This window comes from Pseudomonas sp. BN505 (genome assembly GCF_029873175.1).
GTDB lineage: Bacteria > Pseudomonadota > Gammaproteobacteria > Pseudomonadales > Pseudomonadaceae > Aquipseudomonas > Aquipseudomonas putida.
Map to the genome: position 1 here is coordinate 42001 of NZ_SSOI01000056.1, position 25902 is coordinate 67902.

Consider the following 25902-nt stretch of genomic DNA (forward strand, 5'->3'; position numbering starts at 1 on the left):
CGGCACCTTGATCCCTGGCAGCGCTGGAGCCTGTCCCCTCTACATCACAGGAACAGGCCGGGTACAACGATCAACGGCGTGGCAGGAACTGGAGTGGATCGACGGGTTTGCCCTGGCGGCGAATCTCAAAATGCAGCTTCACCCGATCTGTGCCCGTAGACCCCATTTCAGCAATCGACTGCCCTGCCTTGACCTGCTGCCCCTCCCGAACCAACAGCCTGCGGTTATGACCGTAGGCACTGACGTAGGTATCGCTGTGTTTGATGATGATCAGCTCGCCGTAGCCCCTCAAACCACTCCCGGCGTAAACCACCGCACCATCAGACGCAGCAAAAACAGGCTGTCCCAAATCACCGGCGATATCAATGCCTTTATTCAAACTACCGTTTGAAGCAAATTTTCCAATCAGCACGCCGTTGGCAGGCCAGGTCCAGCCGCCTACCGCGCGCTCCGCAGCGGGCACGGTGGCAACCACTGGCGAGCTGGTGGAGGGTGCCGGCGCGGCCGGTTTGCCGGTGCTGGCAGGCACCGTGGCAGTGCTGCCCACAGGCCGCCGCGTGACCGTGGTGCGGCTCGACGAGGACGGGTTGGTCACCACCGTGGTACTGCTGCTCGAACCACTGCTGAAACGAATCGCCTGGCCCGGGCGGATGGTATAAGGCGCCGGGATACCGTTGCGCGCAGCCAGCTCCTTGTAGTCCCAGCCATAGCGGAAGGCGATGGAGAACAGCGTGTCACCCGGCTTGACGACGTACTGCCCGGACGTTACCGCCGGGCGCTTGGGCACGCTGTTGTTGCGGTCGACCACCCGCGCGCTGGTGTTACTGGTGCTCGAGCAACCCACCAGTAGCGTGCCCATGGCCAGTGCAATCACCAGAAGCTTGAAACCCGACCCATCCTTGCGCTGCCGAATGACTGTGTGACCCACCCGCGCTCCCCTCATGGTGCCGAAATACGATATGAAGACAAGAAATGCAATATTGTTGCAATTATAACCAAGCCGGCCAGTAATGGCAGGCTGATGCAAAAGGCTGTAGCAAAGCCACGATGTGCGCTGCGTGCTAGCGCTTCGCTCCGCCAGATAGACAGGGCGAAGCTGCAAGAATTCGGCGCCGGCGCAAAAATACCGCGCAGCTCACACCGCCAGCGCCCGGCTCGGCGCAGTGCTCAGGCCAGCGGGCCATTGAGCAGCGGTACGAAGCGCACTGCCCCCAGCACTCTGCGGGAGAATCCATGCTCCTCGCGCACGATCAGCATCAGTTGCTGGGTTTCGCCGGCCGGCCCCACCGGGATCACCATGCGGCCACCAGGTGCCAGTTGATCAAGCAGTGCCTGCGGCACTTCCGGCGCCACTGCCGTGACGATGATGCCGTTGTACGGCGCCAGCGCCGGCCAGCCTTCGCAACCATCGCCCCAGCGGAATACCACATTGCGCAGGTTCAGCTCCACCAGGCGCTCTTTGGCCCGGTCCTGCAGCACCTTGATACGCTCGACCGAGAATACCCGCTCCACCAGCTGGGCAAGGATCGCCGTCTGGTAACCCGAGCCAGTGCCGATCTCCAGCACCTTGTCCAACGGACCGGCTTCGAGCAGAAGCTCGCTCATGTGGGCAACCATGAAGGGCTGGGAGATGGTCTGGTTGTGGCCGATCGGCAACGCGGTGTCTTCGTATGCACGATGCGCGAGTGCCTCGTCGACGAACAGATGACGCGGGGTACGCCGGATCACGTCGAGCACCTTGGTGTTCGACACACCCTCTTCGCAAAGGCGCTGGATCAGACGCTCCCGGGTACGCTGGGAGGTCATGCCGATACCACGCCGTAGCATATCGTCCTCGCGCATCAGAGCAGGCCCTCCAGCCAACCGTCGAGCTGCTCGAAGGCATCATTGAAGGTACGGTCGAGCTGCAGCGGCGTGATCGAGACGAAGCCTTGCATCACCGCATGGAAATCGGTGCCAGGGCCGCCATCTTCGGCATCACCGGCCACGGCGATCCAGTAGCCTTCCTTGCCGCGCGGGTTGACCACCTTGGTCGGTGCCGCCGCCCGCGCCCGGTGACCGAGGCGGGTGAGCTGGATGCCACGGATGTGCTCCAGCGGCAAGTTGGGGATATTGACGTTGAGGACGGTGCGTGGCGGCAGCACCAGACGCGACTGTGCCTCGACCAGGCGACGGGCGATGTAGGCCGCCGTCGGCAGGTTGTCGGGCTGACGCGACAACAGCGAAAACGCCAGCGATGTGGTGCCCAGGAAACGGCCTTCCAACGCAGCGGCGACCGTACCGGAGTACAAGACGTCATCACCCAGGTTGGCACCGAGGTTGATCCCCGACACGACCATGTCCGGCACCTGCGGCAACAGCCCATTGAGCCCCAGGTGCACACAGTCGGTCGGTGTGCCGTTGAGGCTGATGAAGCCGTTGGCCAGGGTCTGCGGGTGCAGTGGCCGGTCCAGCGTCAGTGAACTGCTGGCGCCGCTCTTGTCTTGATCCGGGGCGATCACCGCGCACTCGGCATAATCCGCCAGCGCAGCGTGCAGCGCGGCGAGGCCGGGTGCGGTAACACCGTCGTCGTTCGAAATCAGAATACGCATGGGCTGTCCGTCTGCCCTGCCGACACCAGATCCAAGACTTCGCGCACCACTACGGTGGCGAAGCATCCGGCCGGCAGGACGAATTCCAGTTGCAGGATATCAGGCTCGGGATAATGCCATGTCAGGCCGCCAATAGGGAGCCGCAAAATACGCCGTTCGTGATCCATGCCCGCCTGCGCCAACCACTGGCAAAGTGCCGGCTGCCGTGCGCCGACGGCATTTTCCAGCTGCGCGATGGCGCCGCTTGCAGGCGAGTCGCCCTCGCCCCACATCGGGCCGGTCGGGTGCAGGTCGAGAATCGCCAGGCGTGGGTCGGCGCATTCCGCCTCGCCAGCCGGGAAGAAGCTACGGCTGTCGGTGAACGCCAGCAGGTCGCCGACCTGGGCCTGCGCCCAGCTACCTTCGGCGACACGTGCCGCCAGCACCTGGTTGAACAGGTAGCTGCGCCCGGCCGAAAGCAGCCGCGAACGCACGTTGCGCTGCTCGGGTAATGCTTTGCGGGCGGCCCAGTCGAGCGCGTCATGCACGTTGCCCCCGCCGTGACCGAAGCGCTGGGTGCCGAAATAGTTGGGCACACCGTGCTGCTTGAGCTGTGCCAGGCGTGCATCCACAGCCTGGTGGTCGGCAGCCAGGGCCGTCAGGCGCAGGGTGAAGCCGTTGGCCGAATGCGCGCCACGCTGCAGCTTGCGCTGGTGGCGCACCTGCTTGAGCACGCGCAGGCTGGCATCTTCAGCGCGCGACAGGTCCGGGTCGGCCTTGCCCGGCAGGTGCAGGCTGAACCACTGGCGGGTCAGGGCCTGACGGTCCTTGAGCCCGGCGTAGCTGATCGAACGCACCGGCACGCCTGCGGCGCGCGCCAGGCGGCGGGCAGCCTCTTCGGTGTTCAGGTCACGCTTTTCGACCCACAGCCACAGGTGCTCGCCTTGGCCGGACAGCGGAATGTCCAGCACTTCATCGACCTGGAAGTCTTCAGCCACCGCCTTGAGGACAGCAGTGCCCAAGGGTTCGCCCGATGCGCGCGGGCCCAGCAGTTCCAGTTCGGTCATGCCGGCAGCAGCAGGGCGACCGAATGCACGGCAATCCCCTCCTCACGGCCGGTGAAGCCCAGCTTTTCAGTGGTGGTGGCCTTGACGTTGACCTGGTCGAGTTCGACCTGAAGGTCTTCGGCGATCAGCTGGCGCATGGTCTCGATGTGCGGGGCCATCTTCGGCGCCTGGGCGACGATGGTGGCGTCGACATTGCCGACCTTCCAGCCCTTGGCCTTGACGATGCCGACTACATGGCGCAGCAGCACGCGGCTGTCGGCACCCTTGAATTGTGGGTCGGTGTCGGGGAAGTGCTTGCCGATATCGCCCAGCGCCGCGGCGCCCAGCAAGGCATCGCTCAGGGCGTGCAGCAGCACGTCGCCGTCGGAATGGGCCAGCAGGCCGTATTTGTGGGGGATACGCACCCCGCCCAGGGTAATGAAATCACCGTCGCAGAAACGGTGCACATCGTAGCCATGGCCAATACGCATAGAAAAACGCCCTGAATGAGTCAGGGCGTGATTCTACCTGCTTTACAGGGGATTTGTGGGATTGGGGGCTGCTGCGCAGCCCTTCGCGGGCACGCCCGCTCCCACAGGAACCGCAAGCCTGTGGGAGCGGGCGTGCCCGCGAAGAAAACAACGCAGCCTTCGAAGCGTTAAACCCGCCCCAGTGCCACCGCATGATGGCGCAGGTGATCCTCGATGAAGCTGGCAATGAAGTAGTAGCTATGGTCGTAGCCCGGCTGCAACCGCAGGGTCATTTCATGCCCCCCTTTACGTGCAGCCTGCTCCAGCGCTTCGGGCTTGAGCTGCTTTTCAAGGAAGTCGTCACGGTCGCCCTGATCGACCAGCAACGGCGGGCATTGGCCAGCAGGGGTTTCGGCCAGCAGTACGCTGGCATCCCACTCGCGCCAGCGCGCTCGGTCTTCACCCAGGTAGCGGCTGAAGGCCTTCTCGCCCCACGGGCAGTCCATCGGGTTGCTGATCGGCGAAAACGCCGACACCGAGCGGTAGCGCCCCGGGTTGCGCAAGGCGCACACCAGCGCGCCGTGCCCACCCATGGAGTGGCCGCTGATGCTGCGCTCGCCCGACGCCGGGAAGTGCGCCTCGATCAGCGCCGGCAACTCCTCCACCACATAGTCGTGCATGCGGTAGTGCTGGGCCCAGGGTTGCTGGGTGGCGTTGAGGAAGAAGCCGGCCCCCAGGCCGAAGTCCCAGGCGCCGTCCGGGTCGCCCGGCACCTGCTCGCCACGCGGGCTGGTGTCGGGGGCCACGATGATCAGCCCAAGCTCCGCAGCCATGCGCTGGGCGCCGGCCTTCTGCATGAAGTTCTCGTCGGTGCAGGTGAGGCCGCTAAGCCAGTACAGCACCGGCAGCTTCTCGCCCTGCTCGGCCTGCGGTGGCAGGTACACGGCAAACACCATGTCGCAGCCCAGCGCCTTGGAGTGATGCCGGTAACGCTTGTGCCAGCCGCCGAAGCTCTTCTGACAGGAGATGTTATCCAGGCTCATGGCACACCTCTCAGAAGTGGATCACGCTGCGGATGCTCTTGCCTTCATGCATCAGGTCAAAGGCTTTGTTGATGTCCTCCAGGCCCATGGTATGGGTGATGAAGGTATCCAGCGGAATCTCGCCTTTTTCAGACATTTCCACGTAGCTTGGCAGCTCGCTGCGGCCACGCACGCCGCCAAACGCCGAACCACGCCAGACGCGCCCGGTGACCAGCTGGAACGGACGGGTGGCGATTTCCTGCCCGGCACCGGCTACGCCGATGATGACCGACTCGCCCCAGCCCTTGTGGCAGCATTCCAGGGCAGCGCGCATCAGTTGCACGTTACCAATGCACTCGAAGGAGAAGTCCACGCCGCCGTCGGTGAGGTCGACGATCACTTCCTGGATCGGGCGGTCGTATTCTTTCGGGTTGATGCAGTCGGTGGCACCCAGTTGGCGGGCGATCTCGAACTTGGCTGGGTTGATGTCGACGGCGATGATGCGCGAGGCCTTGGCCTTGACCGCACCGATCACTGCCGACAGGCCGATGCCGCCCAGGCCGAAGATGGCCACGGTGTCACCGGGTTTGACCTTGGCGGTGTTGAGCACCGCGCCGATACCGGTGGTGACGCCACAGCCCAGCAGGCAGACCTTTTCCAGGGGTGCTTCTTTCTGGATCTTGGCCACGGAGATTTCCGGCAGCACGGTGTACTCGGAGAAGGTCGAGGTGCCCATATAGTGGAACAGCTGCTGGCCCTTGTACGAGAAGCGCGTGGTGCCGTCCGGCATCAGGCCCTTGCCCTGGGTAGCGCGTATGGCCTGGCACAGGTTGGTCTTGCCCGAGAGACAGAACTTGCACTTGCCGCATTCCGGGGTGTACAGCGGGATCACATGGTCGCCCACGGCCACCGAGGTCACGCCCTCGCCTACCGCTTCGACGATCGCGCCGCCTTCATGGCCGAGGATCGACGGGAAGATGCCTTCCGGGTCGGCACCGGACAAGGTGTAGGCATCGGTGTGGCAGACACCACTGGCGACCACACGCAGCAGCACTTCACCGGCCTTGGGCATGGCCACGTCGACTTCGACGATTTCCAGGGGTTTCTTGGCTTCGAAGGCTACGGCAGCACGGGACTTGATCATCAAAGGTCTCCAGACAGAGGGTCGATTCAGACTAACAGTGTAATTCACCACCTTTTGATGAATAATCCGGCCAAAGACAAAACATTATTGCCACACAGGGACAATCCATGAGCAGCCGCTGGGAAGGCATCGACGAATTCGTCGCCGTGGCGGAATCGGGCCAGTTCACGGCAGCAGCCGAACGCCTGGGGGTTTCGTCGTCGCACATCAGCCGCCAGATCGCCCGGCTGGAGGAGCGCCTGCAGACGCGCCTGCTGTACCGCAGCACCCGCCGGGTCACCCTGAGCGAGGCCGGGCAGACTTTTCTGCAGCATTGCCAGCGCCTGCAGGATGGCCGCGAGGAAGCCCTGCGCGCGATGGGTGACCTGGCCAGCGAGCCCAAAGGGTTGCTGCGCATGACCTGCGCGGTCGCCTACGGCGAGCGCTTCATCGTGCCGTTGGTAACACGGTTCATGGCGCTATACCCGCAGTTGCGGGTGGATGTGGAACTGAGCAACCACACCCTCGACTTGCTGCATGAGGGCATGGACCTGGCCATCCGCCTGGGCCGCCTGGCCGATTCCCGGCTGGTGGCCACGCGCCTGGCGCCGCGGCGCATGTACCTGTGCGCCTCGCCGGCCTACCTGGAACGTTATGGCCGGCCGCACAGCCTGTCGGAACTGGCGCGGCACAATTGCTTGGTGGGCAGTTCGGACTTGTGGGCACTGCAACAGGACGGCCGCGAGATCAGCCAGCGGATACAAGGCAACTGGCGCTGCAACAGTGGCCAGGCAGTGCTGGACGCGGCGCTGCAAGGGATAGGGTTGTGCCAGTTGCCGGATTACTACGTGCTGGAGCACCTGAACAGTGGTGCGCTGGTGTCCTTGCTGGAGGCGCACCAGCCGCCAAATACGGCAGTGTGGGCGCTGTATCCGCAGCAGCGGCACCTGTCGCCGAAGGTGCGGAGGCTGGTGGATTACCTGAAGGAAGGGTTGGCGGGGTTGCCGGAATATAAGCTTGGCTGAAGGGATACATTTGCTGTACCGGCCCCTTCGCGGGTGAACCCGCTCCCACAGGTAGTCCACAGGTTGCTGATCCGGTGGAGATCCTGTGGGAGCGGGTTCACCCGCGAAGAGGCCGGTACAGAAGAGCGACGTTCAGCGCCTGCCCGCCCAGCGCTGGCGCAACCATTCCAGGTCTTCGGGGCGGGTGACCTTGATGTTGTCACTGCGCCCTTCCACCAGCCGCGGCGCATGGCCGGACCATTCGATGGCAGAGGCCTCATCGGTCACCACCACGTCCGACACCAGGCACTCGGCCAGCGCCCGGTGCAACGCCCCAAGGCGGAACATCTGCGGGGTGTAAGCCTGCCAGATAGTGCTGCGGTCCACGGTGGCGCTCACCCGCCCATTACTGTCGGCACGCTTGAGGGTGTCGCGTGCTGGCACGGCCAGCAGGCCACCCACCGGGTCGTTTGCCAGCTCCGACAACAACTTGTCCAGGTCGCTGCGCGCAAGGTTCGGCCGCGCGGCATCGTGCACCAGCACCCAGTCGCTGTCCGAGGCCCCTTGGGCATGCAGCAACAGCAACGCATTAAGCACCGAATCGGCGCGCTCACGCCCGCCCGCTGCGCGCTGGATGCGCGAGTCGCTGGCGCAACGCAGGGTGGGCCAGAACGGGTCATCTTCAGCAATGCTGACCACCACGCCGTTAAGCCCCGGGTGGCCAAGAAAACAGTCGAGGCTGTGCTCGAGAAGGGTCTGCCCGGCCAGCTCCAGGTATTGCTTGGGGCGGTCGGCAGCCATGCGGGCACCAACGCCCGCAGCAGGAATCACGGCCCAGAAGGCCGGCAAGGTATCGATCATTTCTGTGGCAACTGGAAGAGGGTTTCGCCCTCTTTGACCATTCCCAATTCGTGGCGAGCCCGCTCTTCAACGGTCTCCATGCCTTTTTTCAGCTCCAGCACTTCGGCATCGAGCACACGGTTACGCTCCAGCAGCCGCTCGTTTTCGGCATGCTGCTCGGCAATCTGCTGCTTCAGCTCGGTCACTTGCGCCAGGCTGCCATTACCCACCCACAGGCGATACTGCAGGCCACCCAGCAGCAGGAGCAGGACGAGGAACAACCAATAAGGACTGCGCATCTAGGTATCCAGGTTAAAAAGACCGCCGCACACTATGCATTTCGGGGTCTCAAATAGCACGAAGCCTGGCCGAGGCCAGGCTTCGTAGACAGAAACCCGTTGGAACGTAGTAACGTTCAGTACGAACGTCCTACAGCTCCGGCTGCTGTCTTTTTACCATCTCTTGCTTAGCCGCGAAACTCGGCACGACCACGGTAAACCGCTTTGGCACCCAGTTGCTCTTCGATGCGCAGCAGTTGGTTGTACTTGGAAACGCGGTCGGAACGGCACAGCGAACCGGTCTTGATCTGGCCGGCAGCAGTACCCACGGCCAGGTCGGCAATGGTCGAGTCTTCGGTTTCACCGGAACGGTGCGAGATCACCGCGGTGTAGCCGGCAGCCTTGGCCATCTGGATGGCTTCCAGGGTTTCGGTCAGCGAGCCGATCTGGTTGAACTTGATCAGGATCGAGTTACCGATGCCCTTCTCGATGCCTTCCTTGAGGATCTTGGTGTTGGTCACGAACAGGTCGTCGCCAACCAGCTGTACTTTCTCGCCGATCTTGTCGGTGAGGATCTTCCAGCCAGCCCAGTCGGACTCGTCCAGGCCGTCTTCGATCGAGATGATCGGGAAGCGCTCGGTCAGGCCTTTCAGGTACTCGGCGAAGCCTTCGGCGTCGAACGACTTGCCTTCGCCGGACAGGTTGTACTTGCCGTCTTCGTAGAATTCGGAAGCCGCGCAGTCCAGTGCCAGGGTCACGTCGGTGCCCAGCTTGTAGCCGGCTTTTTCGACCGCTTCGGCGATGGCAGCCAGGGCGTCTTCGTTGGAAGCCAGGTTAGGCGCGAAACCACCTTCGTCACCCACGGCGGTGTTCAGGCCACGGGCCTTCAGCACGGCTTTGAGGTGGTGGAAGATTTCGGTACCCATGCGCAGGCCGTCGGAGAAGGTCTTGGCGCCAACCGGCTGAACCATGAACTCCTGGATGTCGACGTTGTTGTCGGCGTGCTCGCCACCGTTGATGATGTTCATCATCGGAACCGGCATCGAGTACTGGCCCGGGGTGCCGTTCAGGTTGGCGATGTGCGCGTACAGCGGCAGGTCCTGGTCCTGGGCAGCGGCCTTGGCGGCAGCCAGGGAAACAGCCAGGATGGCGTTGGCGCCCAGCTTGGCCTTGTTCTCGGTACCGTCCAGTTCGATCATGGCGCGGTCCAGGGCCTTCTGGTCGGAAGGGTCCTTGCCCAGCAGCAGCTCACGAATCGGGCCGTTGATGTTGCCGACGGCTTTCAGCACGCCCTTGCCCAGGTAACGGCTCTTGTCGCCATCACGCAGCTCCAGCGCTTCGCGCGAGCCGGTGGAAGCACCGGACGGCGCGCAAGCGCTGCCGATGATGCCGTTGTCGAGCAGTACATCGGCTTCCACGGTGGGGTTGCCACGCGAATCGAGAACTTCACGACCTTTGATGTCGACGATTTTTGCCATTGTTGTAAGCACTCCAGAATTGACGAAAACAACCTAGCTTAAGAAATTCTTGCCGTTCACCAGGCGGACTTTGCAGTGGGCAGGCCGGGTGAAGGGAGCCCCTGACCGATTGGTCAGGGGTGGATCGGGCGGTACTTTACCCGAGAAATGAGCTTTACGCGGTTTCTACCGTCGGAAAACTTTTCACCAGGTCGTCCAGTTGCTTGAGCTGGGCCAGGAATGGCTCCAGTTTGTCCAGGCGCAGGGCGCATGGGCCATCGCATTTGGCGTTGTCCGGGTCGGGGTGGGCTTCGAGGAACAGGCCGGCCAGGCCCTGGCTCATACCGGCCTTGGCCAGGTCGGTGACCTGGGCGCGGCGGCCACCGGCGGAATCGCTGCGACCACCCGGCATCTGCAGGGCGTGGGTCACGTCGAAGAACACCGGGTACTCGAACTGCTTCATGATGCCGAAGCCGAGCATGTCCACTACAAGGTTGTTGTAGCCGAAGCTCGAACCACGCTCGCAGAGGATCAACTGGTCGTTACCAGCCTCAGCGCACTTGGCCAGGATGTGTTTCATTTCCTGGGGTGCGAGGAACTGGGCCTTTTTGATGTTGATCACCGCGCCGGTCTTGGCCATGGCCACCACCAGGTCGGTCTGCCGCGACAGGAAGGCCGGCAGCTGGATGATGTCGCACACCTTGGCGACGGGCTCGGCCTGGTAAGGCTCGTGCACGTCGGTGATCACCGGCACGTTGAAGGTGCGTTTGATCTCTTCGAAGATCTTCAGCCCTTCTTCCATGCCCGGACCACGGTAGGACGTCACCGACGAACGGTTGGCCTTGTCGAAGCTGGCCTTGAACACGTACGGGATACCGAGCTTCTCGGTCACCCGCACGTACTCTTCGCAGACCTTCATTGCCAGGTCACGGGACTCCAGGACGTTCATGCCGCCGAACAGGACGAACGGCTTGTCGTTGGCGATCTCGATGTTACCGACGCGAATGATCTTCTGGGTCATTGATCAGGCCTTGTTCTTCTGAGCCAGGGCTGCCTTGACGAAACCACTGAACAGCGGGTGGCCGTCACGCGGGGTGGAGGTGAATTCCGGGTGGAACTGGCAGGCGACGAACCATGGGTGGTCCTTGGACTCCACCACTTCCACCAGCGCGCCGTCTTCGGAACGGCCGGAAACCACCAGGCCGGCGTCGACCAGTTGCGGCAGCAGGTTGTTGTTCACTTCGTAGCGGTGACGGTGACGCTCGGTGATCACGTCCTTGTTGTAGCAGTCGTGCACCTTGGAACCGGCAGCCAGCTGGCAGTCCTGTGCGCCCAGGCGCATGGTGCCGCCCAGGTCGGAAGCCTCGGTACGGGTCTCGACGGCACCGGTGGCATCAGCCCACTCGGTGATCAGGCCGACGACCGGGTGGCCGCTGTTGCGGTCGAACTCGGTGGAGTTGGCGTCTTTCCAGCCCATCACGTTACGGGCGAACTCGATCACGGCCACCTGCATGCCCAGGCAGATGCCCAGGTACGGTACCTTGTTCTCACGGGCGTATTGCACCGCGGTGATCTTGCCTTCCACGCCGCGCAGGCCGAAACCGCCCGGCACCAGAATGGCGTCGGCGCCTTCGAGCAGGCTGGTGCCCTGGTTCTCGATGTCTTCCGAGTCGATGTAGCGCAGGTTGACCTTGGTGCGGTTGGTGATGCCGGCGTGGCTCATCGCTTCGATCAGCGACTTGTACGCATCCAGCAGCTCCATGTACTTGCCGACCATGGCGATGGTCACTTCGTGCTCAGGGTTGAGCTTGGCATCGACCACCTTGTCCCACTCGGACAGGTCGGCGCCATTGCACTGCAGGCCGAAACGCTCGACGACGAAGTCGTCCAGGCCCTGTGCGTGCAGCACGCCCGGGATCTTGTAGATGGTGTCGACGTCTTCCAGCGAAATCACCGCACGCTCTTCAACGTTGGTGAACAGCGCGATCTTGCGACGCGACGAAGCATCGACCGGGTGGTCGGAGCGGCAGATCAGCACGTCAGGCTGCAGGCCGATGGAGCGCAGTTCCTTGACCGAGTGCTGGGTCGGCTTGGTCTTGGTTTCGCCAGCGGTGGCGATGTACGGGACCAGGGTCAGGTGCATCAGCATGGCGCGCTTGGAGCCCACTTCGACGCGCAGCTGGCGAATGGCCTCGAGGAACGGCTGCGACTCGATGTCACCCACGGTACCGCCGATTTCCACCAGGGCCACGTCGGCATCGCCGGCGCCCTTGATGATGCGACGCTTGATCTCGTCGGTGATGTGCGGGATGACCTGGATGGTCGCGCCCAGGTAGTCACCACGACGCTCTTTACGCAGCACATGCTCGTAAATGCGACCAGTGGTGAAGTTGTTGTTCTGGGTCATGGTGGTGCGGATGAACCGCTCGTAGTGGCCCAGGTCGAGGTCAGTCTCGGCGCCATCGTGGGTGACGAACACTTCACCGTGCTGGAACGGGCTCATGGTGCCCGGATCGACGTTGATGTACGGATCCAGCTTGAGCATGGTGACCTTCAGGCCCCGCGCTTCCAGGATGGCCGCCAGGGAAGCCGAGGCAATGCCTTTCCCCAATGAAGAAACAACACCGCCCGTGACGAATATGTAGCGCGTCATGAAAAACCCTAGAAGTCTGCGTTAAGGCGGCCAGCGCCGCCGGAGAAAGCGAAGGAAGGCCGAAGCCCCCGATCACCTGCGTCAGTCACAGTGCATCTCGAAAAACTGTCGCGTCTGTACAGACCAGGGGTATCCCCGGCATGGAGCTCGCTCGTCATTTTCAGAATCAGCCCAGCAAAAAACTGCTTGGTAACCGGCAACCCCTGTGTTTTCGCGGAAGCCACAGAAGTTGTATCAAGAAGGGAGGGTAGTCTACCGGAATGTACCCTTCATCTCAAACCTTGCGCGCTCGTCGGCAACTGCCAATGCAGCTGGCAATCCGCCTGCACCAGCCCGGGCAGGCTGGCCACCGCCAGCAGGCGCTCGCCCTGGTACAGCAACGGCAGGCGCGGACGCAGGAAATACGGTACCCGCTGCTCATTGAGCAGACGCTTGAGATCGCGCCGGCCGCGGCCGGGAACCTCCAGCATTTCGCCGCCCTGCCGGTAGGCAATGCGCAGACCAGCCATTGGCACGGCGACATCAAGACGCACCCTGCCGTTACCTGGCAGTACCAGGGGCAACGTTGAATTCGGCCAGGCCATTTCTCCGACAGGCTGTTGCAGCCAGTCGCCGCTCAGCCACCAGATTCGGCCATCGCTACGCAGCAGCTGCCCATCGGCAAGCCGCCAGACCGGCCGGGCATCGGCGGCAGCATCGCGCAGGTCTGCCCAGCCGGCCCAATGCCGGGTGTCGGGCAAACGGGTGCGCCGGCTCAGCCAGTATTGCAAGGCATTGCGCTGACGGGCTGGCGACAGCGCCATGAGCGTGGCCAGGTCAAGGGAGTCCAGGCCCGACCAGGCGACGGACGACCCCTCCTGCGCAGGCGCCAGGTCGCCCTGGGCCAGTTCATCCAGCAGGCCCAGGGCTTCACCCAGGTGCTCTGCGGCGCGCGCAAGATTCTGGCTGGCCTGTGGCCAACGTTGTTGCAACTGCGGGAACACTTCGCCGCGCAGGTAGTTGCGGGCAAATTGTGTGTCGGCGTTCGATGGGTCTTCAATCCAGGCAAGCCCGTTCGCCTTGGCATAGTCATGCAGTTGCTGGCGTGAACAACCCAGCAACGGCCTGACCAGGGTGCCCTGCCCTAGCGCCCGCTGCCCGGGCATCGCCGCCAGGCCACGCAACCCGGCGCCGCGCAACAGGCGGAACAACAGGGTTTCGGCCTGGTCATCGCGGTGCTGCCCGGTGAACAGAATGTCGCCAGGGCCGAGGGACTGTTTGAAAGCGGCATAGCGAGCGTCGCGGGCCCCCTGTTCGAGGCTGGCGCCGGGAGTGACCTGGACGTGAATGACCTGAAGTTCGATGCCAAGGTTGTCGCAGATGGCTTGGCAGTGGGCAGGCCAGGCGTCGGCCGCGGCTTGCAGGCCGTGGTGGATATGGATGGCGCGCAGCGGGGGGGAAGCGTGGTTGCGGGCGTGAGTGGCCAGCAGGTGCAGGAGGACGGTGGAGTCGAGGCCACCGGAGAAGGCTATGCACCAGGTGGGGGCTTGCAGCCAGGGGGTGAGGTTGATCATGAGGGCCTCACATGGCTTGAGATTGCCGGGGGTGCTTTGCCCCCCTTTCGCCGGCAAGCCAGGCTCCCACAGTGAGCCTGGTGGGAGCCTGGCTTGCCGGCGAATGGGCCGCAGAGCGGCCCCGGTGGTATGTCAGAGGCCGTAGCTCATCAGGCGCTCGTAACGGCGAGCCAGCAGCGCGTCGTTATCGAACTTGCCGAGCATGTCCAGCTGTTCGATCAGGTCAGCACGGATGCTTTCCGACACTTTCACCGGGTCACGATGGGCGCCGCCCAACGGCTCCTGGATGACCTTGTCGACGATGTTCAGGCTCTTCAGGCGCTCGGCAGTGATGCCCATGGCCTCAGCGGCATCGGCCGCCTTGTCGGCAGTCTTCCACAGGATCGACGCGCAGCCTTCCGGCGAGATCACCGAGTAGGTGGAGTATTGCAGCATGTTCAGCTGGTCGCACACGCCGATGGCCAGTGCACCGCCAGAACCACCCTCACCGATCACGGTAGCAATGATCGGGGTTTTCAGGCGCGCCATCACGCGCAGGTTCCAGGCGATTGCCTCGCTCTGGTTGCGCTCTTCGGCATCGATACCCGGGTAGGCACCCGGGGTGTCGATGAAGGTCAGGATCGGCATCTTGAAGCGCTCGGCCATTTCCATCAGGCGGCAAGCCTTGCGGTAGCCTTCAGGGCGCGGCATACCGAAATTGCGGCGTACCTTCTCGCGCACTTCACGGCCCTTCTGGTGGCCGATGACCATGACCGGCTTGCCATCCAGGCGCGCGGTACCACCGACGATGGCGGCGTCGTCGGAGAAGTGGCGGTCACCGTGCAGCTCTTCGAACTCGGTGAAGATGTGCTCCAGGTAGTCCAGTGTGTAAGGACGACGCGGGTGACGTGCCAGGCGGGCGATCTGCCAGCTGGTCAGGTTGCCGAAGATGCTTTCGGTCAGTGTGTTGCTCTTGTCTTGCAGACGGGCAATTTCATCGCTGATGTTCAGCGAGTTGTCGTTACCTACCAGGCGCAGGCCTTCGATCTTGGCTTGCAGGTCGGCAATCGGCTGTTCGAAATCGAGAAAATTCGGGTTCATAGTCATCCGTCTTGGGTCTACGGCCAGGCGGCCGGCCGGTTGATCCGTTTGGCGCCCTACCTTAAGGGATCAGGCGCATTCAGGTCGAGATTAAATTTTTTGTCGATTCAACGATATTGCAGGAAGACGTTCTCACGCCCGAACTGGTCACGCAGCGCCTGAATCAGCCCATCGGCCGGGTCGATCGACCACTGCTCACCGAACTGCAGCATGGCCTTGGCGTCGCTGCCGGTGTACTCCAGGGTGATCGGGCAAGCACCGCGATGGCGGGTGATCAGTTCGCCCAACCACTTCAACCGGTCGCCCTTGAGCGCCTCGTGTGCCACCTTCAGGCGCAGGCTCTCGGCCAGCTTGGTGCGCGCGTCTTCCATGGTCATCACCTGCTTCACCCGCAGGCGCAGGCCGCCGGAGAAGTCGTCGTTGCTGACCTCGCCTTCGACGACCACCATCGCATCGGCCTGCAGCAAGGACTGTGCCGCCATGAAGGAATCGGCGAACAGCGAAGCCTCGATGCGCCCGGAGCGGTCATCCAGGGTGACGAAGCCCATCTTGTCGCCCTTCTTGTTCTTCATTACCCGCAGGGCAATGATCATGCCGGCGATAGTCTGGGTTTCGCGCGACGGCTTGAGGTCGATGATGCGCTGGCGGGCGAAGCGGCGGATCTCGGTCTCGTACTCATCGATCGGGTGACCGGTGAGGTACAGGCCAAGGGTGTCCTTCTCGCCCTTCAGGCGCTCCTTGAGGGTCAGCTCGCGCACCTTGCGGTGGTTGGCATAGACGTCGACTTCCACCTCGTCGAACATGCTGCCGAACAGGTCGACATGGCCGCTGTCAGCGGTGTGAGCCGCCTGCTCTGCAGCCTTGATGGCCTCACCCAGTGCCGAGAGCAAGGTTGCACGGTTGATGTCGATGTTGGCCTGGTAGGCCTTGATCTCATCATGGAAGTGCGGGCCAAGACGGTCCAGTGCGCCACTGCGCACCAGCGCATCCAGGGTGCGCTTGTTGACCCGCTTGAGGTCGATGCGCTCACAGAAGTCGAACAGGTCCTTGAACGGCCCGCCCTGGGCACGCGCCTCCACGATCGCTTCCACCGGGCCTTCGCCGACACCCTTGATGGCGCCCAGGCCATAGACGATACGGCCATCGTTGTTGACGGTGAACTTGAAGTCGGAAAAGTTCACATCCGGCGCGTCGAGGCGCAGCTTCATGCTGCGCACCTCCTCGACCAGCACCACCACCTTGTCGGTGTTGTGCATGTCCGCCGACAGCACGGCAGCCATGAACGGCGCCGGGAAGTGGGTTTTCAGCCAGGCGGTCTGGTAGGACACCAGGCCATAGGCGGCGGAGTGGGATTTGTTGAAGCCATAACCCGCAAACTTTTCCACTAGATCAAAGATGTTACCGGCCAGGTCGGCATCGATGCCGTTGTTGGCGCAACCTTCGATGAAGCCACCACGCTGCTTGGCCATTTCCTCGGGTTTTTTCTTACCCATGGCCCGGCGCAGCATGTCTGCACCACCGAGGGTGTAGCCTGCCATCACCTGGGCGATCTGCATCACCTGTTCCTGGTACAGGATGATGCCGTAGGTAGGCGCCAGCACCGGCTGCAGGCCGTCATACTGGTAATCGGGGTGCGGGTAGGCCAGCTCGGCCCGGCCGTGCTTGCGGTTGATGAAGTCGTCCACCATGCCCGACTGCAGCGGGCCCGGGCGGAACAGCGCTACCAGTGCGATAAGGTCTTCGAGGCAGTCGGGCTTGAGCTTCTTGATCAGCTCCTTCATGCCACGGGATTCAAGCTGGAACACCGCAGTGGTTTCGGCTTTTTGCAGCAGTTCGTAAGTCTTGCGGTCATCCAGCGGGATGAAGTCGATGTTGAGATCTGGCAGGTTTTTCTTAGCCTGCTCGCGGTTGATGATCTCCATCGCCCACTTGATGATGGTCAGGGTCCGCAGGCCGAGGAAGTCGAACTTGACCAGGCCGGCGGCCTCGACGTCGTCCTTGTCGAACTGGGTTACCAGGCCGCCGCCCTCTTCGTCACAGGCGATCGGCGAAAAATCGGTGAGCTTGGTCGGCGCGATAACCACACCACCGGCATGCTTGCCGGTACCCCGGGTGACGCCTTCCAGCTTCAGCGCCATGTCCCAGATTTCGCGGGCATCCTCGTCGCCCTTGAGGAAGTCGCGCAGGATTTCTTCCTGCTCGTAGGCCTTCTCCAGGGTCATGCCCACTTCGAACGGGATCATCTTCGACAGGCGGTCGGCCAGCCCGTAGGACTTGCCCTGCACCCGCGCCACGTCTCGCACTACCGCCTTGGCGGCCATGGTACCAAAGGTGATGATCTGGCTAACCGCATTGCGCCCGTAGGCATCGGCCACGTATTCGATCACCCGATCCCGGCCATCCATGCAGAAGTCGACGTCGAAGTCGGGCATGGAAACCCGTTCAGGGTTGAGGAAGCGCTCGAACAGCAAGTCGTAGGCCAGCGGGTCGAGGTCGGTGATCTTCAGCACGTAGGCCACCAGCGAGCCCGCACCCGAACCACGGCCAGGTCCGACCGGCACGCCGTTGTTCTTGGCCCACTTGATGAAGTCCATCACGATCAGGAAGTAACCGGGGAAGCCCATCTGGATGATGATATCCAGCTCGAACTTCAGACGGTCCAGGTAGACCTGGCGCTTCTCATCGTAATTGGGTGTGGTGTCTTTAGGCCACAACACCGCGAGGCGCTCTTCCAGGCCTTCGTGGGACACAAGCCGCAGGTAGTCGTCAATGCCCATACCGTTCGGCGTGGGGAAGTCGGGCAGGAAGTGCTTGCCCAGCTGCACCTGAATGTTGCAGCGCTTGGCGATCTCGACGGTGTTGGCGATGGCGTCGGGCAGGTCGCTGAACAGCTCGGCCATTTCCTCGGACGATTTCAGGTACTGCTGGTCACTGTAGCCACGCGGGCGGCGCGGGTCGTCAAGGGTCCAGCCCTCGCCAATGCAAACGCGGGTTTCGTGGGCGTCGAAGTCCGCCTGCTTGATGAAACGCACGTCGTTGGTGGCCACCAGCGGGGCGCCAAGCTTGTCGGCCAGGGCCACCGCCGCGTGCACGTATTCTTCATCGCGGGCGCGGTTGGTGCGCTGCACTTCAACGTAGAAGCGCTCGGGGAACATGCCCATCCAGTCTTGCAGCAGGGCCTGGGCTTCTTCATCCCGGCCGGACAACAAGGCCATGCCGATATCGCCTTCCTTGCCCGCTGACAGGGCAATCAGGCCCTCGCTGGCGGGGGCGATCCATTCACGCTGGAGGATGACCAACCCGTTACGCTGGCCATCGGTCCAGCCGCGCGAGATCAGCTCGGTGAGGTTGCGATAGCCCTTGGCGTCCATGGCCAGGAAGCAGATGCGCGACAGCGGCGCCTCTGGATCGGCACCGGCCAGCCACAGGTCGGCACCACAGATCGGCTTGATGCCCGCACCCATGGCAGTCTTGTAGAACTTCACCAGCGAGCACATGTTGCTCTGGTCGGTGATCGCCACCGCCGGCATGTTCATCCCGGCCAGCGCCTTGGCCAGCGGTTTGATCCGCACCAGGCCGTCGACCAGCGAGAATTCGGAGTGGACGCGCAGGTGAACGAAGGGAACCGACATGGAAGATCCTGTAGCAGTGCTTAACGACAAGGGCGGGATTGTAGCTTAAATGGGGAACAGATTTGGGGCTGCTTGCACCCTCCCTGTAGGACCAGCCTGGTGCTGCGAAAGGGCCAGTACAGGCACAGCAACTTCATTTACTTGACTGGCGCTTTCGCAGCACAAGGCTGCTCCTACAAGAGCGAAAGGGCCGCGAAGGGCCCTGGCAGGTCAGATCAGGGAATCGGTAACGCCTTCGCGTGCTTCCCAGGCCGCACGCACCGGGGCAAAGGAACGCCGATGGATGGGCGTAGGCCCCAGGCGCGCGAGCGCTTCAAGGTGCACCGGGGTCGGGTAACCTTTGTGCCCACCCATGCCATACCCTGGGTAGATCAGCTCGAACGCGCTCATCTCACGGTCACGGGTTACCTTGGCCAGGATCGAGGCAGCTGCAATAGCCGGCACCTGGCTATCGCCTTTGATCACCGGCGACGCCGGCACGGCCAGCTTCGGGCAGCGGTTGCCATCGATCAGGGCCAACTTCGGCGTAATGTGCAGGCCCTCCACCGCACGCTGCATGGCCAGCATCGTGGCCTGCAGGATGTTCAGGCGGTCGATTTCGTCGACCTCGGCGCGGGCGATGCAAAAGCTCAAGGCCTTTTCACAGATCTCGTCGAACAACGCCTCGCGCTTGGCTTCGGTGAGCTTCTTCGAATCGTTCAGGCCGAGGATCGGGCGCGCCGGATCAAGGATCACCGCCGCCGTCACCACCGCGCCGCACAGCGGCCCGCGGCCCACTTCGTCGACGCCGGCGACCAGGTCTTCGACCAGGTTGAAGTCCAGTCCAATTTGCATGTCAGCGGTCCTTGAGCAAGGCCAATACCGCCTCGGCCGCCTGGTTGGAGGCGTCACGGCGCAGGGTGCGGTGAATTTCGTCGAAACGTTCGGTCTGCTGGCTGCCATCGCGCACCAGCGGCGCAAGGGTGTTGGCCAAGGCTTCGCTGGTGGCGGCGTCCTGCAACAGTTCGGGCACCAGTTCACGCTGGGCGAGCAGGTTTGGCAGGGAAACGTAAGGGCTCTTCACCAGGCGCTTGAGGATCCAGTAGGTCAAGGGCGCAAGGCGGTAGGCCACCACCATTGGCCGCTTGTACAGCAGCGCTTCGAGGGTGGCTGTGCCCGAGGCGATCAGTACTGCATCACAGGCCGCCAGGGCCTGGTGCGACTGGCCATCGAGCAGGGTCAGTGGCAGTTGGCGCCCTTCAAGCATCTGTTCGACCTGGGCACGCCGCGCGGCGTTGGCGCAGGGCAGCACGAAGTGCACGCCTGGCACTTGCTGCTGCAGGCGCTCGGCGGCGTCGAGGAACAACGCCCCCAGGCGCCCTACCTCGCCACCACGGCTGCCAGGCATCAGTGCAACCACCGGCCCCTCACCCAGGCCCAGCGCAGCACGTGCTGCCGGGCGGTCGGTTTCAAGCGGAATGGTGTCGGCCAGCGGGTGACCGACAAAGCGCACCGGCACCCCCTGCTCTTCATAGAACCGCGCCTCGAACGGCAGCAGCGTCAGCATCAGGTCGCAGCCTTCGCGAATCTTCAGTACGCGCTTCTGCCGCCAGGCCCAGACCGACGGGCTGACGTAGTGCACGGTCTTGATTCCGACCTGGCGCAGCTTGAGTTCAATGTTGAGGGTGAAGTCGGGGGCGTCGATGCCGATGAAGACATCCGGCTTTTCGTCGATCAGTGTCTGGATCAGCAGCTTGCGGCGTTTGAGCAGCTCGCGCAGGCGCCCCAGCACTTCGACCAGCCCCATGACCGCCAGGCGCTCCATGGGGAAATATGATTGCAGGCCTTCGGCTTCCATCAACGGGCCGCCAACGCCAATGAAACGTACGTCGGGGTGGCGTGCCTTGAGGGCACGCATCAAGCCTGAACCAAGAATATCGCCGCTGGCCTCACCTGCGACCAAGGCTACGCAAAGCGGGGCCATGTCAGCGGGTGATGCCGCGGGCGGAATTCACGATCGACTGACGGAACAGTTCGACCTCAGGGTGTTTCGCGGCCATTTCGGCCAGCTCCTTGAGCGCGTCTTCGACGGTCAGGCCCTGACGATAGACAATCTTGTAGCAACGGCGCAGCACGTGGATCACCTCGTCGCTGAAACCGCGGCGGCGCATGCCCTCGAAGTTCATGCTGCGGGCTTCGGCCGGGCTGCCGAACACGGTGACGAAGGCCGGGACGTCCTTGCCGATAGCCGTGCCCATGCCGGAAAACGCGTGGGCACCGATATGGCAGTACTGATGCACCAGGGTATAGCCGGACAGGATCGCCCAGTCGCCTACGTGCACGTGGCCGGCCAGGGCCGTGTTGTTGACCAGGATGCAGTGGTTGCCAATGACGCTGTCGTGGCCGATGTGGGCATAGGCCATGATCAGGTTGTGGTCGCCCACGGTGGTTTCCGCACGGTCCTGGACGGTGCCGCGGTGGATGGTCACCCCTTCGCGGAACACATTGTGATCGCCGATCACCAGGCGCGTCGGTTCACCCTTGTACTTGAGGTCCGGGGTATCTTCGCCAATCGAGGAAAACTGAAAGATACGGTTGTGCTTGCCGATGCGAGTCGGCCCTTTGAGCACAACATGCGGGCCGATAACGGTACCCTCCCCGATTTCCACATCGGGGCCAACGATCGACCAAGGGCCGACCTCGACACCATCGGCCAGCTTGGCCGACGGGTCGATAATGGCCCGAGGATCAATCGAATTCATAGGGAGCGTTCCGCGCATGTGATCTGTGCCGAGCAAACCGGTTTGCCGTCGACCAGGGCGCGGCATTCAAACTTCCAGATCATGCTCTTGCGGCTGAGGAACTTGGCTTCCAGCACCAACTGGTCACCCGGCAGTACCGGCTGACGGAAGCGCAGCTTGTCGGAACCGACGAAGTAGTACAGGGTGCCATCAGCGGGTTTGGCATCGAGCATCTTGAAACCGAGGATGCCGGCCGCCTGGGCCATGGCTTCAATGATCAAAACGCCCGGCATGATCGGGTGCGCCGGGAAATGGCCGTTGAAGAACGGCTCGTTGATGCTGACATTCTTGTAGGCACGAATGCTCTGGGCCTCGAAGTCCAGATCCGTCACCCGGTCCACCAGCAGGAACGGGTAACGGTGAGGCAGGTATTCGCGAATCTCGTTGATGTCCATCATTTCGGGGGGGAAGCCTGTAATAAGAATAGGGAGCGCAGGTGCTGACCACACGCTCCTTTAGCAATCCAAAGAGGAGCCAGCTAGCGACTGTTCACTCTTGCTCAGGGAATGGTATCAGCCTTCTGATGTCGGCAGGCCACCTGAGGTCACGGTATCGACGCGTTTTTCCAGCTGCTGAAGACGCTTGGCCATGTCATCCAGCTGGCGGATCCGCGCAGCGCTCTTGCGCCAGTCAGCCAAAGGCTGCATGGCTGTGCCGGATGAATAGGAACCGGGTTCAGTGATCGAACGGGTTACCATTGTCATCCCTGAAACAAATACGTTATCGCAAATATCAATGTGCCCTACCAGGCCCACGCCCCCGGCCAGCATGCAGTGCTTGCCGATGCGCGTACTGCCGGAAATGCCCACACAAGCGGCCATGGCCGTGTGGTCACCGATCTGCACGTTGTGGGCGATCTGGATCTGGTTGTCGAGCTTGACCCCGTCGCCGATCCGCGTGTCGGACAGCGCACCACGGTCGACGGCAGTATTGACGCCGATTTCCACGTCATCACCAATGGTGACACCGCCGATCTGGGCGATCTTGCGCCAGATACCCTTCTCATTGGCAAAGCCGAAGCCTTCGCCGCCGATCACAGCACCCGACTGGATGACCACGCGCTTGCCGATCACGACGTCGTGATACAACGTCACCCGCGGCGCCAGCCAGCCGCCTTCACCTACAACGCAACGCGCACCGATGAAGCAATGCGCGCCGATGCACACATCAGCCTCGATGCGCGCACCGCTTTCGATCACCGCGAACGGCCCGATGCTGGCGCTGGCGTCCACCTGCGCGTCCTCAGCCACCACGGCGCTGGGATGGATTCCCGCCACAGCCTTGGGTTTGGGGTCGAACAAGTGGGAAATACGCGCATACGCTTGGTACGGGTCGGCCACGATCAGGGCATTGCCAGCGAAACTTTCGGCATCCGCAGCCTTGAGCAATACCGCACCCGCCTGGCAGTTATCCAGGTACTTGCGGTACTGCGGGTTGGCGAGGAAGCTCAATTGACCGGGGCCTGCCTCCTGCAAGGTGGCCAGCCCGGTAATCTGCAACGCCTCGGGCCCCTTGAGGGTGGCACCGAGGGCCTCGGCCAGCTGGCCTAGCGTCATGGTCACACTCATATCAACGGGCTTGGTTCATGCGCTCGATGACCTGGCGGGTGATGTCGTACTGAGGTTTGACATCGATGACCGCACCACGCTCGAGGACCAGGTCGAAACCGCCCTTCTTGATCACTTCCTCGACAGCACCATCCAGCTTCGGCTTCAATTGCTTGAGCATGTCGCGGTCAGCAACGGCTTTGGCTTCGTTCAGTTCCTTGGACTGGAACTGGAAGTCACGGGCCTTTTGCTTGAACTCGAGCTCCAGGCGCTCACGCTCCTGCTGCTGCATCTTGTCGCCGCCCTTGATCAGACGGTCCTGGATGCCCTTGGCGCTGCTTTCCAGGCTTTTCAGCTTGGTCAGTTGCGGACCGAACTTCTTCTCGGCATCGACCGCGTATTTCTTGGCGGCATCCGATTCGAGCAGGGCCATCTGATAGTTCAGCACGGCAACCTTCATTTCGGCGAATGCCGGGGTGGCGACCAGCGCCGCGGCCACTACGGCCAGTTGAGCCAATTTACGCACGATGCACTCCTGGATAAACCGTTGTCATTAAGCAAGGGCCGACCTTAGAAGGTCTGGCCCAGAGAGAATTGGAACACCTGGGTATCGGCATCGTCCGGCTTCTTGACCGGCATTGCCAGGCTGAAGCTCAACGGGCCCAGTGCGGTAATCCAGGTCACACCCAAGCCGACCGAACTGGCCATGCCCGAGAAGCCGACCTTCTCGCAATCAGGCTTGTTGCCGCAATTGGTGTCGAACACGTTACCCACGTCCCAGAACACGGAGGTGCGCAGCGAACGCTGGTCCTTGACGAACGGCAGCGGGAACAGCAACTCGACACCACCCTGTACCAGCACGTTACCGCCGAACGGCAACGGATCCTGATCCGGGTCACGGATAGTACCCGGCTTACCGTTGGGATCGTCTGCCCCACGGCTCGGGGTGCTGCGCGGACCCAGGCTGCTGTCCTTGAAGCCACGGACAGAGTTGAAGCCACCTGCGAAGTAGTTCTCGTAGAACGGCAGGCCGGAGGTGCTGCCATAACCATCACCATAGCCCAGCTCGGTGTGCAGGCGCAGGGTGTAGTCGTTGTTGATCGGCTGGAACAGCTGGCCACGGTAGTCGAGTTTGAAGAACGACAGGTCGCTGCCCGGAATGGTGGATTCCAGGGTCAGGCTTTGCGAGTGGCCACGGGTGGCCAGCACGCCTTTGTTGAGAGTGGACTCGGACCAGCCGATCGAGGCCTTGAAGTTCAGGAAGTTCTCGCCTTCCTGGTCAAGGAAATCGAAGATCTCGTCAACGGTGTACTTACCGGTCTTGATCTTGTCCTGCTGCACGCTCAGGCCGTAGGTCAGGCGCGAGGTTTCGCTGATCGGGTAGCCCAGGCTGACGCCGGCACCCAGGCTGTCCACCGCATAGCTGGCCACATCGACGTCGAGGTCGTCGTAGTCGGTGCTGCGGTAGAAGGCGTTGTAACCCAGGCTGACGCCATCGGCAGTGAAGTAGGGGTCCACGAAGCCGAAGTTGTAGCGGGTCTGGTATTCCGAACGGGTCAGGCCGATGGACACCTTGTTACCGGTACCGAGGAAGTTGCTCTGGCTGATCGAACCACCGAGGATCAGGCCGGCGCTCTGGGCGAAACCGACGCTGGCGGTGATCGAGCCGGAGGCTTGCTCTTCGACGCTGTAGTTGACGTCGACCTGGTCGTCAGTGCCGGCTACCTGCGGGGTCTCGACGTTGACTTCCTTGAAGAAGCCCAGGCGCTCCAGGCGGGTCTTGGACTGGTCGATCAGGTAGGTCGAAGCCCAGCCGCCTTCCATCTGGCGCATTTCGCGACGCAGCACTTCGTCTTCGGTCTTGGTGTTGCCGCGGTAGTTGATGCGGTTGACGTAGGCACGCTTGCCCGGGTCGACCACGAACATGATGTCGACCGTGTGGTCCTGGTCGTTCGGCTGTGGCACGCCGTTGACGTTGGCGAAGGTGTAGCCTTCGTTGCCCAGACGACGGGTGATCAGCTCGGAGGTGGTGGTCATCACCTTGCGCGAGAACACCTGGCCCGGCTGCACCAGCAGCAGCGACTTGACCTGGTCTTCCGGCACTTTCAGGTCACCGGACAGCTTCACGTCGCGAACGGTGTACTTCTCGCCTTCGTTGATGTTGACGGTGATGTAGACGTGTTTCTTGTCTGGCGTGATGGACACCTGGGTGGAGGCGATGTCCATGTTGATGTAGCCGCGGTCCAGGTAGTAGGAGCGCAGGCGCTCCAGGTCACCGGACAGTTTTTCGCGGGCATACTTGTCGTCGTTCTTGAAGAACGACAGCCAGTTGGTGGTCTTCAGCTCGAACAGCTGGCCCAGGGTGTCATCATCGAACACGTTGTTGCCAACGATGTTGATGTGCTGGATGGCAGCGACGGTGCCTTCGTTGATCTTGATCTTCAGCGCCACGCGGTTGCGCGGCTGCGGCACGACTTCGGCGTCGACCTCGGCCGAATAGCGGCCCTGGGCCACGTACTGGCGCTGCAGTTCGTTACGCACACCTTCAAGGGTGGCACGCTGGAAGATCTCGCCTTCGGCCAGGCCCGATTGTTTCAGGCCCTTCATCAGGTCTTCGGTGCTGATCGCCTTGTTGCCTTCGATCTCGATGCTCGACACCGACGGGCGCTCGACCACGTTGATGATCAGCACATTGCCATCGCGGTTCAGCTGGATGTCCTGGAAGAACCCGGTCTTGAACAGGGAACGGGTCGAGTCCACCAGGCGGCGGTCATCGGCCTGATCGCCGACGTTCAGCGGCAAGGCACCGAAGACACTGCCAGCGGAAACCCGCTGCAGGCCGTTGAC

At 62.6% G+C, this 25902-nt stretch carries 23 protein-coding genes; 1 reads left to right on the forward strand and 22 read right to left on the reverse strand.

The features are described 5' to 3' along the window. Positions 1–70: 70 nt before the first annotated feature. From E8E78_RS18835 to E8E78_RS18865, 7 genes are all read right to left on the reverse strand, one after another. Complete coding sequence (locus E8E78_RS18835) at positions 71–928, reverse strand: peptidoglycan DD-metalloendopeptidase family protein (protein WP_049276597.1); 858 nt, start codon at positions 926–928, stop codon at positions 71–73. 239 nt (positions 929–1167) lie between these two features. After that, positions 1168–1806, reverse strand: coding sequence for a protein-L-isoaspartate(D-aspartate) O-methyltransferase (locus tag E8E78_RS18840; RefSeq protein WP_015269209.1), 639 nt, complete (start codon positions 1804–1806; stop codon positions 1168–1170). A 35-nt stretch (positions 1807–1841) separates the two neighbouring features. Continuing rightward, positions 1842–2591, reverse strand: a complete 750-nt coding sequence (surE, locus tag E8E78_RS18845) for a 5'/3'-nucleotidase SurE (protein ID WP_059396237.1) — start codon at positions 2589–2591, stop codon at positions 1842–1844. Further along, the gene (gene truD / locus E8E78_RS18850; RefSeq protein ID WP_197899469.1) at positions 2579–3637 is read right to left on the reverse strand and encodes a tRNA pseudouridine(13) synthase TruD; all 1059 of its coding nucleotides are present in this window, start codon (positions 3635–3637) and stop codon (positions 2579–2581) included. The genes surE and truD overlap by 13 nt, the downstream gene beginning before the upstream one ends. Next, positions 3634–4107 (reverse strand): 2-C-methyl-D-erythritol 2,4-cyclodiphosphate synthase, encoded by a 474-nt coding sequence (gene ispF / locus E8E78_RS18855; protein WP_016501146.1) that lies wholly within the window; start codon positions 4105–4107, stop codon positions 3634–3636. Before ispF ends, truD begins: the two co-directional genes overlap by 4 nt. Before the next feature lie 167 nt (positions 4108–4274). After that, entirely contained in the window at positions 4275–5129 is an 855-nt protein-coding gene (gene fghA / locus E8E78_RS18860; protein WP_280311996.1) for an S-formylglutathione hydrolase, read from the reverse strand. Positions 5130–5139: 10 nt separating this feature from the next. Next, the gene (locus E8E78_RS18865; RefSeq protein ID WP_016501148.1) at positions 5140–6252 is read right to left on the reverse strand and encodes an S-(hydroxymethyl)glutathione dehydrogenase/class III alcohol dehydrogenase; all 1113 of its coding nucleotides are present in this window, start codon (positions 6250–6252) and stop codon (positions 5140–5142) included. Positions 6253–6359: 107 nt separating this feature from the next. Between E8E78_RS18865 and E8E78_RS18870 the strand changes: the two genes are divergently transcribed. Further along, the gene (locus E8E78_RS18870) at positions 6360–7256 is read left to right on the forward strand and encodes a LysR substrate-binding domain-containing protein (protein ID WP_016501149.1); all 897 of its coding nucleotides are present in this window, start codon (positions 6360–6362) and stop codon (positions 7254–7256) included. A 132-nt stretch (positions 7257–7388) separates the two neighbouring features. Here E8E78_RS18870 and ispD read toward each other — a convergent pair whose 3' ends face one another. The 15 genes from ispD to bamA all read right to left on the reverse strand — a co-directional run. Then, positions 7389–8096, reverse strand: a complete 708-nt coding sequence (gene ispD / locus E8E78_RS18875; RefSeq protein WP_061203850.1) for a 2-C-methyl-D-erythritol 4-phosphate cytidylyltransferase — start codon at positions 8094–8096, stop codon at positions 7389–7391. Next, positions 8093–8374 (reverse strand): cell division protein FtsB, encoded by a 282-nt coding sequence (gene ftsB, locus E8E78_RS18880; RefSeq protein WP_004375443.1) that lies wholly within the window; start codon positions 8372–8374, stop codon positions 8093–8095. Before ftsB ends, ispD begins: the two co-directional genes overlap by 4 nt. A gap of 167 nt (positions 8375–8541) precedes the next feature. Further along, entirely contained in the window at positions 8542–9831 is a 1290-nt protein-coding gene (eno, locus tag E8E78_RS18885; RefSeq protein WP_016501151.1) for a phosphopyruvate hydratase, read from the reverse strand. 154 nt (positions 9832–9985) lie between these two features. Next, positions 9986–10831, reverse strand: a complete 846-nt coding sequence (gene kdsA / locus E8E78_RS18890; protein WP_016501152.1) for a 3-deoxy-8-phosphooctulonate synthase — start codon at positions 10829–10831, stop codon at positions 9986–9988. Between the two features lie 3 nt (positions 10832–10834). Beyond that, entirely contained in the window at positions 10835–12463 is a 1629-nt protein-coding gene (locus E8E78_RS18895) for a CTP synthase (RefSeq protein ID WP_016501153.1), read from the reverse strand. A 269-nt stretch (positions 12464–12732) separates the two neighbouring features. Next, the gene (gene tilS, locus E8E78_RS18900; protein ID WP_232893779.1) at positions 12733–14016 is read right to left on the reverse strand and encodes a tRNA lysidine(34) synthetase TilS; all 1284 of its coding nucleotides are present in this window, start codon (positions 14014–14016) and stop codon (positions 12733–12735) included. Between the two features lie 132 nt (positions 14017–14148). Continuing rightward, a complete protein-coding gene (accA, locus tag E8E78_RS18905; protein ID WP_016501155.1) occupies positions 14149–15096 on the reverse strand; it encodes an acetyl-CoA carboxylase carboxyl transferase subunit alpha in 948 nt (315 codons plus the stop codon). Between the two features lie 107 nt (positions 15097–15203). Next, positions 15204–18728 carry a DNA polymerase III subunit alpha gene (dnaE, locus tag E8E78_RS18910; protein WP_232893780.1) on the reverse strand — a complete coding sequence of 1175 codons (3525 nt, stop codon included), beginning with the start codon at positions 18726–18728 and terminating at the stop codon, positions 15204–15206. Between the two features lie 210 nt (positions 18729–18938). After that, on the reverse strand, positions 18939–19562 hold the full coding sequence (rnhB, locus tag E8E78_RS18915) for a ribonuclease HII (protein ID WP_063424680.1): 624 nt from the start codon (positions 19560–19562) through the stop codon (positions 18939–18941). Position 19563: 1 nt separating this feature from the next. Continuing rightward, positions 19564–20691, reverse strand: coding sequence for a lipid-A-disaccharide synthase (lpxB, locus tag E8E78_RS18920; RefSeq protein ID WP_041167850.1), 1128 nt, complete (start codon positions 20689–20691; stop codon positions 19564–19566). A gap of 1 nt (position 20692) precedes the next feature. Further along, the gene (lpxA, locus tag E8E78_RS18925; protein ID WP_016501159.1) at positions 20693–21469 is read right to left on the reverse strand and encodes an acyl-ACP--UDP-N-acetylglucosamine O-acyltransferase; all 777 of its coding nucleotides are present in this window, start codon (positions 21467–21469) and stop codon (positions 20693–20695) included. Then, positions 21466–21906, reverse strand: coding sequence for a 3-hydroxyacyl-ACP dehydratase FabZ (fabZ, locus tag E8E78_RS18930; RefSeq protein WP_008094893.1), 441 nt, complete (start codon positions 21904–21906; stop codon positions 21466–21468). Before fabZ ends, lpxA begins: the two co-directional genes overlap by 4 nt. Before the next feature lie 114 nt (positions 21907–22020). Beyond that, the gene (gene lpxD / locus E8E78_RS18935) at positions 22021–23076 is read right to left on the reverse strand and encodes a UDP-3-O-(3-hydroxymyristoyl)glucosamine N-acyltransferase (protein WP_041167851.1); all 1056 of its coding nucleotides are present in this window, start codon (positions 23074–23076) and stop codon (positions 22021–22023) included. Position 23077: 1 nt separating this feature from the next. After that, entirely contained in the window at positions 23078–23581 is a 504-nt protein-coding gene (locus E8E78_RS18940; protein ID WP_012270843.1) for an OmpH family outer membrane protein, read from the reverse strand. 44 nt (positions 23582–23625) lie between these two features. Next, on the reverse strand, positions 23626–25902 hold a 2277-nt coding region (bamA, locus tag E8E78_RS18945), incomplete at its 5' end, for an outer membrane protein assembly factor BamA (RefSeq protein ID WP_280311988.1).